The organism is Arthrobacter sp. 05T423 (assembly GCF_056396245.1).
Genome location: NZ_JBFTLC010000004.1, coordinates 84,033 through 97,582, shown reverse-complemented (window position 1 = coordinate 97,582; position 13,550 = coordinate 84,033). Strand labels below are relative to the sequence as shown.

Annotated in this window: 13 protein-coding genes; 5 read left to right on the top strand and 8 right to left on the bottom strand. The window is 65.6% G+C overall.

The genetic code is table 11. The features are described 5' to 3' along the window. Positions 1-38 precede the first annotated feature (38 nt). Together AC1DFE_RS05185 and AC1DFE_RS05180 are read left to right on the top strand one after the other, a co-directional pair. Positions 39-800 (top strand): isoprenyl transferase, encoded by a 762-nt coding sequence (locus AC1DFE_RS05185; RefSeq protein ID WP_377993060.1) that lies wholly within the window; start codon positions 39-41, stop codon positions 798-800. A gap of 268 nt (positions 801-1,068) precedes the next feature. Beyond that, entirely contained in the window at positions 1,069-2,505 is a 1,437-nt protein-coding gene (locus AC1DFE_RS05180; protein WP_476904839.1) for a PhoH family protein, read from the top strand. Positions 2,506-2,805: 300 nt separating this feature from the next. On the opposite strand, the gene AC1DFE_RS05175 is transcribed toward AC1DFE_RS05180, so the two are convergent. The 3 genes from AC1DFE_RS05175 to AC1DFE_RS05165 all read right to left on the bottom strand — a co-directional run bounded on the left by AC1DFE_RS05175 (position 2,806) and on the right by AC1DFE_RS05165 (position 4,947). After that, positions 2,806-3,456 (bottom strand): GNAT family N-acetyltransferase, encoded by a 651-nt coding sequence (locus tag AC1DFE_RS05175; RefSeq protein ID WP_476904838.1) that lies wholly within the window; start codon positions 3,454-3,456, stop codon positions 2,806-2,808. 92 nt (positions 3,457-3,548) lie between these two features. Further along, positions 3,549-4,091 carry a hypothetical protein gene (locus tag AC1DFE_RS05170; RefSeq protein WP_476904837.1) on the bottom strand — a complete coding sequence of 181 codons (543 nt, stop codon included), beginning with the start codon at positions 4,089-4,091 and terminating at the stop codon, positions 3,549-3,551. 73 nt (positions 4,092-4,164) lie between these two features. Then, on the bottom strand, positions 4,165-4,947 hold the full coding sequence (locus AC1DFE_RS05165; RefSeq protein ID WP_476904836.1) for a hypothetical protein: 783 nt from the start codon (positions 4,945-4,947) through the stop codon (positions 4,165-4,167). A 57-nt stretch (positions 4,948-5,004) separates the two neighbouring features. Between AC1DFE_RS05165 and AC1DFE_RS05160 the strand changes: the two genes are divergently transcribed. Then, a complete protein-coding gene (locus AC1DFE_RS05160; RefSeq protein ID WP_476904835.1) occupies positions 5,005-5,556 on the top strand; it encodes a prepilin peptidase in 552 nt (183 codons plus the stop codon). 100 nt (positions 5,557-5,656) lie between these two features. Here AC1DFE_RS05160 and AC1DFE_RS05155 read toward each other — a convergent pair whose 3' ends face one another. The 5 genes from AC1DFE_RS05155 to AC1DFE_RS05135 form a co-directional block, all read right to left on the bottom strand. Then, positions 5,657-7,372: an MDR family MFS transporter gene (locus AC1DFE_RS05155; protein ID WP_476904834.1), complete on the bottom strand. Its 1,716-nt coding sequence runs from the start codon at positions 7,370-7,372 to the stop codon at positions 5,657-5,659. Then, positions 7,369-8,052: a TetR/AcrR family transcriptional regulator gene (locus tag AC1DFE_RS05150; protein WP_476904833.1), complete on the bottom strand. Its 684-nt coding sequence runs from the start codon at positions 8,050-8,052 to the stop codon at positions 7,369-7,371. Before AC1DFE_RS05150 ends, AC1DFE_RS05155 begins: the two co-directional genes overlap by 4 nt. Positions 8,053-8,343: 291 nt before the next feature. Then, entirely contained in the window at positions 8,344-9,771 is a 1,428-nt protein-coding gene (locus AC1DFE_RS05145; RefSeq protein ID WP_476904832.1) for a class II fumarate hydratase, read from the bottom strand. 87 nt (positions 9,772-9,858) lie between these two features. Then, positions 9,859-10,473, bottom strand: a complete 615-nt coding sequence (locus AC1DFE_RS05140; RefSeq protein ID WP_476904831.1) for a carbonic anhydrase — start codon at positions 10,471-10,473, stop codon at positions 9,859-9,861. 9 nt (positions 10,474-10,482) lie between these two features. Further along, on the bottom strand, positions 10,483-11,178 hold the full coding sequence (locus AC1DFE_RS05135) for a DUF4245 domain-containing protein (protein ID WP_476904830.1): 696 nt from the start codon (positions 11,176-11,178) through the stop codon (positions 10,483-10,485). Positions 11,179-11,356: 178 nt separating this feature from the next. On the opposite strand from AC1DFE_RS05135, the gene glpX reads away from it, so the two are divergent. Continuing rightward, positions 11,357-12,394: a class II fructose-bisphosphatase gene (glpX, locus tag AC1DFE_RS05130; protein WP_476904829.1), complete on the top strand. Its 1,038-nt coding sequence runs from the start codon at positions 11,357-11,359 to the stop codon at positions 12,392-12,394. A 225-nt stretch (positions 12,395-12,619) separates the two neighbouring features. Then, the gene (locus AC1DFE_RS05125) at positions 12,620-13,531 is read left to right on the top strand and encodes a hypothetical protein (protein ID WP_476904828.1); all 912 of its coding nucleotides are present in this window, start codon (positions 12,620-12,622) and stop codon (positions 13,529-13,531) included. The last annotated feature ends 19 nt before the right edge of the window (positions 13,532-13,550 follow it).

The following is a 13,550-nucleotide window of genomic DNA, read 5'->3' as shown; positions in this document are numbered from 1 at the left end:
CACAAAAGTCGTACAGAGGAAGTCAGGTGAGTCGCCGGATGGAATGGCCCGGGTTCCTCTATGGCTTCTACGAGCGCAAGCTTCTCCGCTCCCTGGAGCCGGAGCGGATCCCCCGGCACATTGGCGTAATGGTGGACGGCAACCGGCGCTGGGCCCGGCAGTTCAACGCCCCCACCAGCCAGGGCCACCAGGCCGGCGCGGACAAAATCCACGAGTTCCTCGGCTGGTGCCAGGAGCTGGGCGTGCGGGTAGTCACGCTGTACATGCTGTCCACGGACAACATGAGCCGTTCCGGCGAGGAGCTTGACCTGCTCATGGGCATCATCGCCAACACGCTGGACCGCCTCGATGAGGATGCCGACATCTCCGTCCATGCCATGGGCGCCCCCGAGCTGCTGCCGGATTACCTGGCGGAGCGGCTGACCAAGCTGACAGCCCGGACTCCGGTGCGCGAGAAGCTGCACGTTAATGTGGCCGTCGGGTACGGCGGCCGCCGCGAGATCGTGGACGCGGTGCGCGAGCTGCTGCACGACGCCGTGGCGCACAACGCGGACATCAGCGAACTTGCCGATTCCCTGAGCGTGGAGGACATCTCACGCTTTCTCTATACCCGTGGCCAGCCAGACCCGGACCTGGTCATTCGGACCTCCGGCGAGCAGCGCCTCTCAGGCTTCCTGATGTGGCAAAGCGCCTACAGCGAGTTCTACTTCTGCGAGGCCCTCTGGCCGGCCTTCCGGAAGGTGGATTTCCTCCGCGCCCTCCGCGACTACGCCGGCAGGCAGCGGCGCTTCGGTTCCTAGCGCTTTTCGGGTGTTCCTGCCGCTTTTTGGCCGCCGCGTTCACGTCGAATTCACACACCGGCAACAGGAATCGCCGGAGAAAGACGTTGGAAATTAGTTCGGGGCGATTTACGTTGAATCCATCAGCAGGCAAACCGCCGGCTGATCGGGGAGGCCAGTACATGGAGCGATTCTTCGCACCGGTTGTATGGGAGGCCGGATCCGGCCTCGTGGCCGAGCCGCCTCACCAATAACAATTCCGGGCATGTGCCCCGGGGCTGGAGTCGATGTGGCTATTTCTGAACAACTGCCCGACGTCATCACGGACAAGGGTGAGAAGGCTACCTCTCGCGCCAAGCGAGCCAATTCAAAGACCGGTGCGGACACGAAAGACGCCGCGGCCGGTCTTGCTGTTTCCGGCCAACAGACTGAATCCCAGCCAGCAGTCTCCACGTTCGTCATCGATACCTCCGTGTTGCTCTCCGACCCCCGCGCTCTGCTGCGCTTCGCCGAGCATGAAGTCATTGTGCCGATCGTGGTGATCACCGAACTTGAAGGGAAGCGGCATGACCCTGAACTCGGCTACTTCGCACGGAAGGCGCTCCGGCTCCTTGATGACCTTCGCATCCAGCACGGGGGGCTGAACCGGCCCATCCCGCTGGGTGATGCCGGCGGTACGCTCATGATCGAGCTGAACCACATCTCGGCCGAAGTCCTGCCGGCCGGATTCCGCGGTGGGGACAACGACAGCCGCATTCTCGCCGTCGCCAAGAGCCTCTCCAACGAGGGGCGCAACGTCACGGTGGTGTCCAAGGACCTCCCCATGCGGGTCAAGGCCTCGGCCATGGGCCTGCTGGCCGATGAATACCGCAACGAGCTCGTCAAAGACTCCGGGTGGACCGGCGTCGCCGAGATCGATGCGAGCGACGAGGAGATCTCCACGCTCTACGGCCACGAACCGGTCTTCATCCCGGCGGCGGCAGAGATGCCCGTCAACACCGGCCTTGTGGTGCTCTCCAGCCGCGGCTCGGCCCTGGGCCGCGTCGGTGCCGACAAGCAGGTCCGCCTGGTCAAGGGGGACCGCGACATTTTCGGCCTTCATGGGCGCTCCGCGGAGCAGCGGCTCGCCATCGACCTGCTGATGGACCCCGCGGTGGGCATCGTGTCCATGGGCGGCCGTGCGGGCACGGGCAAGTCGGCCCTTGCCCTGTGTGCCGGCCTGGAGGCGGTGCTGGAACGCCGCGAGCACCGCAAGGTGATCGTCTTCCGCCCGCTCTTCGCCGTGGGCGGCCAGGAGCTCGGCTACCTGCCGGGCTCGGAACAGGAAAAGATGAACCCCTGGGCGCAGGCGGTCTTCGATACCCTTGGCGCCCTTGTGAGCCAGGAAGTCGTGGAGGAAGTCATGGACCGCGGCATGCTGGAGGTCATGCCGCTGACCCACATCCGCGGACGCTCCCTGCACGACGCCTTCGTGATCGTGGACGAGGCCCAGTCGCTGGAAAAGAACGTTTTGCTGACCGTCATGAGCCGGATCGGGCAGAACTCGAAGATCGTCCTCACCCACGACGTCGCCCAGCGCGACAACCTCCGGGTTGGACGGCACGACGGCATCGCAGCCGTCGTCGAAACCCTGAAAGGCCACCCGCTCTTCGGTCACATCACCCTCACCCGCTCCGAGCGCTCGCCCATCGCGGCGCTCGTCACGGACCTGCTCGAAGGGGCGTAGTTGTTGGCGGGGTGCCGTGGCATAGCGCGAAGGGCCTTGGCCGGGTTCGCCGGGCCACGGCCCTTCGCCGTCGCTCGTTCATCTTCTCAACGGAACCGCTGCGATTCCGTAATTTGGACAAGCTCAACCAGCGACGACGGCGACCGGACCAACTAGCGGCCGCGGGGTCCCGCGAAGGAGCGCATCGCGGCGCATCGGACGCCCGGAGGTCGCCAGCGACCGGAGGGTGTCCCTATGCGTCGTGTCTAAGCGACGGCGGGACTCCGTTGCCGCGGAAACGGAAGCACACCGCCGCTTGCCTCAGCCGATCCCCAGGAGAAAGCTTGCCGTGGGTTCGTGGCCTTCCACTTTTAGTTGCCAGTCGGGGCGGATGAACGTTGCCGGCGTGAGGCGGACACGTTGGACCGTTTCCTGCTTGCTGCCCCAGGACATGCGGGTCACGCCGTTCAGTTCGTAGCCCAGAGAGCGGGAGACGCCCAGAGATGCGGCGTTCCAGTCGGCGGCCTCGGATTCACAGACTTCGGCGCCAAGCCAGTCAAAAGCGTAAATGGCGACGGCGGCCCGCATCTCCTTGCCGAAGCCGCGGCCGTGCGCACTCCTCCGCAGCCATGACCCTGTGGTGACTGTGCGGAGAACCGAAAAATCCCGCGCTGAGATGTCCTGGCAGCCGAGGAAGGTGCCGTCGAACCAGATGCCTAGGATCAGGGCCCAGGATTCCGGCGTGGAGGCGGCGCGGCACTGCCAGTACCAGCGTGCCATGTTGGGTCCCAGTTCGTCGGCGGGGACCGCGGTCCAGGGCGTGCTGAACGGATTGCGGCCCTGTTCGTGAATGCCGCTGGCTGCAGCCTCAACCGCGGCCGGGATGTGATCGTCGAGCAGCGGCCGCAGCATGAGCCGGGGAGTGGCCAGGGTGAGAGCGAATGGAGGCCACACGGAGTTCAGCTCGGTCATGCCGGAAGCCTAGCCGATGGCTGGCCGCCCGCGGGTTGCCGCCGGAACCCATGCCGGAGAACCTCGTGTCCGGGCTGCGGAGGTTGCGGTCGTCAGCTGGTGTGGTGCGACTGGCCGAGGGACAACCGGGTGCTGCCGGGCCCTTCCAGCACCAGGGCAATGGCCTGGTTGGGAAGCTCGAAGACCATGGTGGCGTCCGCTGTATCTCCCTGCTTGAGCTGCGTCTTCCCGGGGGAGGTCCACAGCGGGTGGATGCTCGTGGCGCCCAGCCCGGTCACCGTGAATTCCGACGTGTCCAGCGTGACGCCCTTGCCCTCCAGGGCGGTGAACTGCACCAGTATACGGACCCGGTGGGTGCCCGCGGACGGGCCCTCATCCAGAACCTGGACGCGTTCCGGCGGAAGCCAGCCGTCCTTTTCCAGCGGGATGATGCCGCTCACCCGCGCCGTTCCGCCGGGGATCACCGCGCTGGCACCCAGCGGTGTGCTGGCCTCCGGCTTGGCGGTGAGGAAGAGGTAGCCGAGCACGAGTCCCAGCGCACAGAGCAGGGAGAGCGGGATCAGCAGCAGCTTCCTGCGCCGCCGGCTGCCGGTCTTGCCGGTGCCGGTGTCAGGTGTCGATACGTCGGGAGCCATGGTTGACATGACCTGAGTGTGCGGCCGGCAGCTTGGAAAAAACCTGCGCGGGCCCCGCATTCCGGGCGGCTCGTCAGGCGGGGTTGGGCCGCAGTGGCCACTGGATGTGTTCGCGCACGTCAGTGAGGTTCATCGGCTCGGCCACGAAAAGATCGTCCAGCATGTACTCGTCCACGGCCAGGATCCGGATGCGGTGACGCGGAAGCTGGCTCTCGCCGTCGACCGGTTCAGCGGCCACGCAGACGCCGGTCCCGGCATCGATGCGGATCCGGGTCCGGCCGGGGCCGCAGAGGGGTGCGCGAGGATCCAGCGGACGGTACCCGGCATTCGGGGAGACCACGGTTTCCAGCGCCGGGCGGCCTTCGTGCGTCACCTCCTGTACGGGCTCCAGCACTTCGACCGCGTTGGCGTTGGGGAACTCCAGGGGAACCGGCGCATTGCCCGCAAGCTCCACCGGGTCCAGGGCAGCAGCGAAGCGGCCGTTTCCGAACGAGGGTTCGCCGTAGGCGGCTTCCGGGCGGCGCCGCACCAGTCCGCCGTCGTCGTAGACCGGGGTCACCAGATGCGCAGGGAGAAGCCACGATTTCCGGGTGGCGCTGATGTACAGGCCGTCGCGGGAATCGTTGATGCCCGTGGTGCTGCCGAGCAACGTGCCGTCGCTGGACTCCAGGCGGAGGGCGCCCGGCCGGCGCAGCCAGGCACGGACGGTGCCGGCGCCGGGAATTTCGGTGTATTCGAAGCGCAGGGACTGCCATTTCCACGGGGAGGAGCGGCAAAGGTTGCGAAAGGAGGCGGCCGACGTGGGCGTGGCACCGCCGCCGAGTTCCTGCCGGTGTTTGGCGTCCCAAGTCCCCATATCCACAGTTTACCCACGGCCCCAGCGGCAGGCCGCGCAATCCAGTAGCATCCGAGAGTGATCCAACGACTCGGCGAACTATGGGAAGCAGCACCACCGGCATTCTGGCTGCTGCTGGCCGCGTGTGCCTACTTCGCCGTGATGGCGGTGCGGCTGACGGTGATCGACGTCCGCCACCACCTGCTGCCGAACCGGATTGTCTTCCCCTCCTACGTGGTGGCCGGGGTGCTGCTGCTGGGGACGGTGCTCACCCTGGCGGCAGTGGAACCGTCCGCACTGCCCGACGGCGCGGCCCGTCTTTTCGGCGTGCCCGCACTGAGGATTGTGGCCGGGGGAGCGGTGCTGTGGCTGTTCTACTTCGTGCTGCGCCTGGTGTACCCGCCGGGCATGGGGTTCGGTGACGTGAAACTCGCCGGCGTCCTGGGGCTGTACCTGGGCTACCTCGGCTGGCCGCACGTCTTCGCGGGGACGTTTGCCGCGTTCCTGCTCGGCGGCCTCTGGAGCATCGGCCTGCTGGCACTGCGGCGCGGCACGCTCAAGTCGGCCATTCCGTTCGGGCCGTTCATGCTGGCCGGGGCAGCCGCGGCGATGGTCCTGCTGCCCGCCTGACCGGCGCTACGCCGAACCGCCAGGCCCTAGCCACAGCGCGAACGGACAGTTGAGGCCCCGGGGCACGCGCCCCGGGGCCCGGCAGTAGTCCGGCGTCAGGTCAGCGGCGCTGGCCGGCCAGCTCGCCGTCGTCGTCCTTCACACCGTCAGCCTCAAGCAGTTCCGGCTCACGAGCGGCCGGGCCACGCGATTCAGGTTCGCGCAATGCCGGTTCCCGCAGGGCGGCTTCGAGCCGTTCGGCCTCCTCGCCGCCCACCGCCTCGCCGCGGGCCACCATGCCGGCCGTGTCCGAGAGCGGGATCTGCTTCAAGGTGATGGCCAGGACCAGGGCAACGGCGATGAACGGCACGAGATACCAGAACACCGGCGCGAGGGAATCGGCATAGGCATTGACGATCGCGTCCCGGAGCTGGCCGGGAAGCTGGCCGAGCGTCTGCGGATCCAGCGTCCTGGTGGACTGGGAAGCCTGGTCGGACGATGCACCGGCGCCGGTGAAGGCATTTGTCAGGGACTCGGCCAGCCGGTTGGTGAAGATGGAGCCGAACACCGCCACGCCCAGGGCAGCCCCCACTTCGCGGAAATAGTTGTTGGTGCTGGTGGCCGTGCCGATCTGGTCCGCCGGGACGGAGTTCTGCACCACGAGGACGATGACCTGCATGATCAGGCCGAGGCCCGAACCKAACAGGAACAGCTGGACGCAGATGACCCAGATGGGCGTCTCGGCGGAGAGCGTGGTGAACCACAGCATGGCGGCGATGGTGAGGCTGGCGCCGAGAATCGGGAACATCTTGTATTTGCCGGTCTTGGAAATGCAGATGCCCGAATAGATCGACGTTCCCATCAGGCCGGCCATCATCGGGAGCATGAGCAGGCCGGACTCGGCGGCCGAGGTGCCCGACGACATCTGCAGGAACGTGGGCACGAACGCGATGGCCGCGAACATGCCCAAACCCAGAGTGAAGCCGATGGCGGTGGAGTTCACGAAGATCCGGTTGCGGAACAGGCTCAGCGGAATGATGGGGTCTTCCGCGCGGCGCTCGACGGCGACGAACGCTGCGGCGGCGAGGACCAGGCCCGTCCCGAAGGCCCATGTGACGGGCGAGTCCCAGCCCTCGTCCTTCTTGCCGCCGAAGTCGGTGAATAAGATCAGGCAGGTGGTGGCAACGGAGAGGAACAGGACGCCCAGGATGTCGATCCGCTTTTCGGCCTTCTTGTTGGGAAGCGTGAGGGCGAACCAGGCGATGGCGAAGGCGGCGATGCCGACGGGAATGTTGATGTAGAAGGCCCACTCCCAGGTGAGGTGGTCTACGAAGAACCCGCCCAGCAGCGGGCCTGCCACTGCCGAGAGGCCGAAGATGGCGCCGAGGGGGCCCATGTACTTGCCGCGCTCCTTGGCCGGAACAATGTCCGCGATGATTGCCTGCGAGAGGATCATCAGTCCGCCGCCACCCAGGCCCTGGATGGCGCGGAAGATGACGAAGCCCCAGAAGTCCGTGGCAAAGGCACAGCCCACCGAGGCGAGCGTGAACATTGCGATGGCCACCAGGAAGAGGTTCCGGCGTCCAAGGATGTCGCCGAACTTGCCGTAGACCGGCATAACAATGGTGGTGGCCAGGAGGTACGCGGTGGTGATCCAGGCCTGGTGCTCGACGCCGCCGAGCTTGCCGACGATGGTGGGCATGGCCGTGGAGACGATGGTCTGGTCGAGGCTGGAGAGCAGCATGCCGGCGATCAGTGCGGAGAAGATGATCCAGATGCGTTTCTGGGTCAGCAGCAGCGGTCCGGCTGCGGGTTTGGAACTGACGGCGGTGCTCATGGCTGTCCTTCTGCGGAGGGGGAAACGGGATCGGAGGCGGGGCGGGAATACGGCTGGGAGAGCAGCAGCCGGGCGGCTTCGAAGTTTTCGAGCAGCAGCTCCCGGTACGTGCGGGTGTTGCCTTCGGAGAAGTAGGCGAGGCTGGTGTGCCGGGCGATGTTGCCCATGACCACCACGGCCATCCGCACCACGGGATGGTCGGCCGGCACGCCTTCGCGTTCGGCGAGGAGCCGGGCGAAGTGGGCTTCCCGTTCCTCCGTGGAGCCGATGATCTTGAGCATCAGCTGCGGTTCCTTCTTGATGACGCCGATCAGCTCGCGGGTCTCCTCCTCGGAGCTGCTCATCCGCTCTGACAGGCTGAGCGACAGCTGCAGGAGGTCCTGGAGCAGGCTGGCGGAGAGCTCGCCCTTCGGCGAACCCTGTCCGCCGCGGAGGAACTCCTCGAAAACATCCTCGGGCATCTCGTCGTCCACGTGCCCCAGGATGGCGTCTTCCTTGCTGGGGAAGTAGTTGAAGAAGGTCCGCCGGGAGATGCCGGCCTGTTCGCAGACGTCCTCCACGGTGTAGCCGCTAAGGCCGCGCTCGGACGTCAGGGAACGGGCGACGGCGGTAATCGCCGCCCGTGTCGCGGCCCGCTTGCGCTCGCGGAGGCCGCCGCCAATAGTTGCACTTTCATTCACAAAGTAAAGTTTTGCACTTGGATGGAATTAGTGCAACTTTCGCGCGACGCCGCGGCGCACGAGCTCAGGCGCCGGGCGGGGGTGATGAGTTTTTGTCCACGTATCGTGACCTCGAGGGCCTCCAGGTCGCGATACGTGGACAAAAACTCCCACGGCAACCGCAACTTTAAAGGGAACGACGGCGGCCGCCCGCCTTCGCTGGGAAGGTGGGCGGCCGCCGTCGTAAGCGGGGACCTATGCCTCCGAGGGTTCCCTGGCTGAGCGGAGCGAAGCGAGGGAGGCGGCGGGGACCTATGCCTTGTGGGCGGGAGCCGTCATGGTGGTGACGTCCAGTGCCTTGTCCAGATCGGCCTCGGATACCTTGCCTTCGCCGTCTCCGACGAAGCCGAGCTTCTCGGTGGCCAGGCGGACGGTCAGGCCTTCCTTGACGGCCGTCTTGGCGATCTTGGCGGCATTTTCGTAGCCGATGAACTTGTTCAGCGGGGTAACGATGGACGGTGAGGCTTCGGCGAGGAAGCGGGCACGCTCGACGTTGGCCGTGATGCCGTCGATCATCTTGTCGGCCATGACGCGGCTGGTGTTGGCCAGCAGGCGGACGGACTCGAGCAGGTTCGCGGCCATGACCGGGATGCCGACGTTCAGTTCGAAGGCGCCGTTGGTGCCGGACCAGGCGATGGCGGTGTCGTTGCCGATGACCTGGGCGCAGACCATGATGGAGGCTTCGCAGATGACGGGGTTGACCTTGCCCGGCATGATGGACGAGCCCGGCTGCAGGTCCGGAATGGCGATTTCGCCGAGGCCGGTGTTGGGGCCGGAACCCATCCAGCGCAGGTCATTGTTGATCTTCATGAAGGAGATGGCAATGTTGCGCAGCTGGCTGGAGGCTTCGATGAGGCCGTCGCGGTTGGCCTGCGCCTCGAAGTGGTCGCGGGCCTCGGTCAGCGGCAGGCCGGTGTCCGTGGCGAGCAGCTCGATGACGCGCTCCGGGAAGCCGGCCGGGGTGTTGATGCCGGTGCCCACTGCGGTGCCCCCAAGGGGAACTTCGGCGACGCGGGGGAGTGCGGCGTTGATGCGCTCGATGCCGTAGCGGACCTGCGCGGCGTAGCCGCCGAATTCCTGGCCCAGAGTGACCGGAGTGGCATCCATGAGGTGCGTGCGGCCGGATTTGACGACGTCCTTGAATTCAACGGCCTTGCGCTCCAGGGATTCGGCGAGGTAGCCGAGGGCCGGAATGAGGTCGTTGATCAGGGCCGAGGTGGCTGCAACGTGGACGGAGGTGGGGAATACGTCATTGGAGGACTGCGAGGCGTTGACGTGGTCGTTGGGGTGGACCACCTTGTCGCTGCCGGCCGCCTTGAGGGCGCGCGAAGCCAGTTCGGCGAGAACCTCGTTGGTGTTCATGTTCGAGGACGTGCCGGAGCCGGTCTGGAAAACGTCGATGGGGAAGTCGCCGTCGTACTTGCCCGTAGCCACCTCGTCGGCAGCCTCCGCGATCGCCTTGGCCAGCTCGCCGTCGAGCACACCCAGTTCAGCGTTGGCCTGGGCAGCGGCCTTCTTGACCCGGGCCAGCGCCTCAATGTGCGCACGTTCCAGGGTTTTTCCGGAGATCGGGAAGTTCTCGACTGCACGTTGCGTCTGCGCGCGGTACAGGGCGTTCACGGGGACGCGGACTTCGCCCATCGTGTCATGTTCAATGCGGAACTCTTCAGTGGAAGTCATGGGGCTAGCTTAGGACGCCCGGGCGCCGCATCGAAAACCGTGAACGGCTTGCTACAGGCGGCCTGCCCGGGCGCTTTCAGGCCTCTTCTAGAGCTCGCCGATTCCGGAAACAAGCTCCGCGCGGCCGTCCGCGAGGCTGTAGGAGAGCCCAATTACCGCGGCCCGTCCCGTTTCGATTGCGTCCGAAATCACACGTGAGCTGTCCACGAGGCGCTGTGACGTCTGCTTGACGTGCTCCACCACCATGTCGTTGACCTCCGTCTGGTCGTTGCGGAGCGAGGTGAGGACCGACGGCGTGATGCGCTCGACGAGGTCCCGGATGAAGCCCGCAGGCATCTGGCCGGTCTCGACGGCGGCTTTTGTGGCCGTGACCGCTCCGCAGCTGTCGTGGCCCAGCACCACGATCAGCGGAACGCCCAGCACGCCGATGCTGTACTCGAGCGAGCCGAGGACGGCGTCATCAATGACCTGTCCGGCGGTCCGGACGACGAAGACGTCACCAAGTCCGACGTCGAAGATAATTTCCGCGGCGAGCCGCGAGTCGGAGCAGCCGAAGATCACCGCGAAAGGATGCTGGGTTTCCACCAGGGAAGAGCGCCGGGAGGCGTCCTGGTTCGGGTGCGAGGATTCACTGTTGACGAAGCGTTCATTGCCTTCGCGCAGACGGCGCCAGGCCAGGGCAGGGGTCAGGTAAGTGGTCACGGCCCCACCTTACGGTGTGGGGCTCGCCGAGGGGGAAACGGTGACAGCGGGGTTACTTTCAAGGGACTTGACGACGGCGGCAGCCATGACCGCGAATTCGTCCAGCTGGGCGTCGCCGGCCAGCACAACGGTAGTGCCGCGGTAGGCGAGGACCATGCTCTTCTCACCCTTGCCTGTGTCATGGAGCTCCCAGTCCTTGCCGCCGGCGTTGCGTGTGCCGGTGACCGGGGCGTTCTTGGTCTGCTGTACGAGCCAGGTGGGGTTGGCCTTGCTGGCCTGAGTCAGGCCGATGAACTTTTCCTTCGGGGTCACGTACCCCACCTCCCAGGCCGCGACGCCCGTGCCGCCGGCCGCCGCCCAGCGGGCGTAATTCGGGTGGAATGTGTCGCCCACCGCGGGGGCCACCGGTGTGAATCCCGCCACACCGGCCGCGTCTTTGGCCACGGCGCTGACGTCGATGTTGGGGCGGAAGCCATCCGATTTCGGCGACGGATTCATCAGGACGAAGGGCAGGAACGCAGCGACGCTCACCAGCAGGGCGATGATCATGCCGAGCACCGAGGCGTTGGCCCGTTTCGCGGCGGCCGCGGGAATTACGGGCCTGACGGTCTGGCCGGCCGTCTCTGGGGCGGGGGCGGGAGCCTGCACACGGCTCGAGGGGGCGGACTGGTCCTGCGTATCACTCACCCTTCTATAGTCGCCCATGCGGGGTCCGAACTCACATTCGAAGCCGACGGCGGTGAGGCCAGCCGTCCGTTACGAGGCGGGGTCATCCTCCGCCCGGGCCCCTCGGCGGCGACTATGATCAGTTACAGAGGAATCACCGCGATGGTCGACTCAGTCCTAGCGGGCCCAATGATCGCCACTCGAAGAAGAGGTTCACGTGTCACCAGCGTCCATTAACCAGAAGTACTCAACGCTTTCCCCGTCGCTCGCCGTCGGAAGCGACGAGCCGGACCGCAACCTCGCCCTTGAACTTGTCCGCGTCACCGAAGCCGCGGCTATCGCCGGCGGCCACTGGGTGGGCTTCGGCGACAAGAACAAGGCGGACGGCGCCGCCGTCGACGCCATGCGTTCCTTCCTTCACACCGTCCACTTCAATGGCGTCGTGGTCATCGGTGAAGGCGAAAAAGACGAAGCCCCGATGCTGTTCAACGGCGAACAGGTTGGTGACGGCACCGGCCCCGAGTGCGACGTCGCCGTCGACCCCATCGACGGAACGCGCCTGACGGCACTGGGCATCAACAACGCCCTGGCCGTTCTGGCCGTCGCTGAGCGCGGCTCCATGTTTGACCCCTCCGCCGTGTTCTACATGGAGAAGCTGGTCACCGGTCCTGAAGCCGCCGACATGGTTGACCTGCGTTTACCCGTCAAGCAGAACCTGCACCTGATCGCCAAGGCCAAGGGCGTGAAGGTTAACCAGCTCAACGTCATGATCCTGGACCGAGACCGCCACCGCCCGCTGGTCGAGGAGATCCGCGAAGCCGGCGCGCGCACCAAGTTCATCATGGACGGCGACGTCGCAGGTGCCATCGCGGCCGCGCGCTCCGGCACCGGCGTTGATGCCCTCATGGGCATCGGCGGAACCCCGGAAGGCATCGTGGCGGCTTGCGCCATCAAGTCCCTGGGCGGCGTGATCCAGGGCCGGCTGTGGCCGACCAGCGACGACGAGAAGCAGAAGGCGATCGACGCCGGCCACGACCTCGAGCGGGTCCTGTCCACGAACGACCTCGTCACCAGCGACAACTGCTACTTTGCCGCCACCGGCATCACCGACGGCGATCTCCTGCGCGGCGTACGGTACAACAAGGAGAAGGTGCTGACGCAGTCGATCGTTATGCGCTCCAAGTCCGGCACCATCCGCTTCGTGGACGGCGAGCACCAGGCCAGCAAGTGGGAAGGCTACGCCCGCAAGAGCTAGCCCCTCGCTTTTCAGGGCGCCCGCCAGCGCCCTGCTAGCGCGAACTGGCAGCTAATGACCCAAATTCACCATTTGCGGGCGTTAGCTGCCAGTTCGCGTTTAAGCCGCAAGTTTCCCTGTGGATAACTCTTAATGCGGCCGGATTCGCCCCAGAATGAATCCATGTCGCGTAGCCCGGTTCCAGCCCAGATTCCTCACGGATCATTCCTTGCTGAGGATGCGGAGATGCTCGGGCTCAGCCGCAAACAGGTGAGCCGGGAAGGCATATTCACGCCGTCCCGCGGAATCAGGCTCCTGATGCACAGCACAGGAACGGTTGCCGACAATGTGCGTGCCTACTGCCGGCTGGATCCGGTATCAGTCCTCACCCATTCAACGGGCGCAAGGATCTTTTGCATTTGCCTGCCCGCGTGGCTGGACCACGACTGGCGAATCCATATCGCGCGTCCAGCTGATGGCTGGAAACCACGACGCCGGAATGTGGTGGGTCACCAACTGTCGTTCAAATCCGGTGAAGTGATGATGTTCGACGGGGTGCGCCTCACTTCGCCCGCACGGACATGGCTGGATCTAGCATCCCTGCTGAATGTCGATGAACTTGTGGCGGCAGGCGACTCGATCGTCGTCGGGCATGGTGATGAGTTTCCGGTTCCACGAACGCCTTTGGCAACCATCCCCGACCTGCAGAGGATAGTGGGCCACCACCCGGGCATGCGTGGCGTGAAAAAAGCGAGACTCGCCTTGGATATGATCCGGGTGGGTGCGGATTCAGCGCCGGAAACAATGATGCGGTTGGCGCTGGTGCGTGCAGGTCTCCCTGAACCTGCACTTAACGTTGTCCTGCGCAACCGTCTCGGACAACCGGTGGTTTGGCCGGACGCGGCCTACCCGGATCAGAGGATTGCCCTTCAGTACGACGGCGTGCATCACGGCGAGTCTGTGCAGTACCTCCGCGACATCGCGCGCCAAAGCCTAACTGACAGCCTGGGCTGGCGGGAGATCCGCGTTCAGAAAGGTGATCTGGAGGGTGCCCGGCCCTTCGTAGTTGAGAAGGTAAGAGCCGCTCTAGGTGGGCCTTCATGGGCTGCGGCCGCCGGCATGAACTGGCAGATGATGACCTCAAAACCAAGGTTTTAGGTCATCAGCTGCAAGTTCG

Excerpts from the sequence above, each read along its gene's own strand:
- AC1DFE_RS05185 (WP_377993060.1), top strand. The coding sequence starts at position 39 with ATGGAATGGCCCGGGTTCCTCTATGGCTTCTACGAGCGCAAGCTTCTC.
- AC1DFE_RS05175 (WP_476904838.1), bottom strand. The coding sequence starts at position 3,456 with ATGACCGAGCTGAACTCCGTGTGGCCTCCATTCGCTCTCACCCTGGCC.
- AC1DFE_RS05170 (WP_476904837.1), bottom strand. The coding sequence starts at position 4,091 with ATGGCTCCCGACGTATCGACACCTGACACCGGCACCGGCAAGACCGGC.
- AC1DFE_RS05165 (WP_476904836.1), bottom strand. The coding sequence starts at position 4,947 with ATGGGGACTTGGGACGCCAAACACCGGCAGGAACTCGGCGGCGGTGCC.
- AC1DFE_RS05145 (WP_476904832.1), bottom strand. The coding sequence starts at position 9,771 with ATGACTTCCACTGAAGAGTTCCGCATTGAACATGACACGATGGGCGAA.
- AC1DFE_RS05135 (WP_476904830.1), bottom strand. The coding sequence starts at position 11,178 with ATGGGCGACTATAGAAGGGTGAGTGATACGCAGGACCAGTCCGCCCCC.
- AC1DFE_RS05125 (WP_476904828.1), top strand. The coding sequence starts at position 12,620 with ATGCTCGGGCTCAGCCGCAAACAGGTGAGCCGGGAAGGCATATTCACG.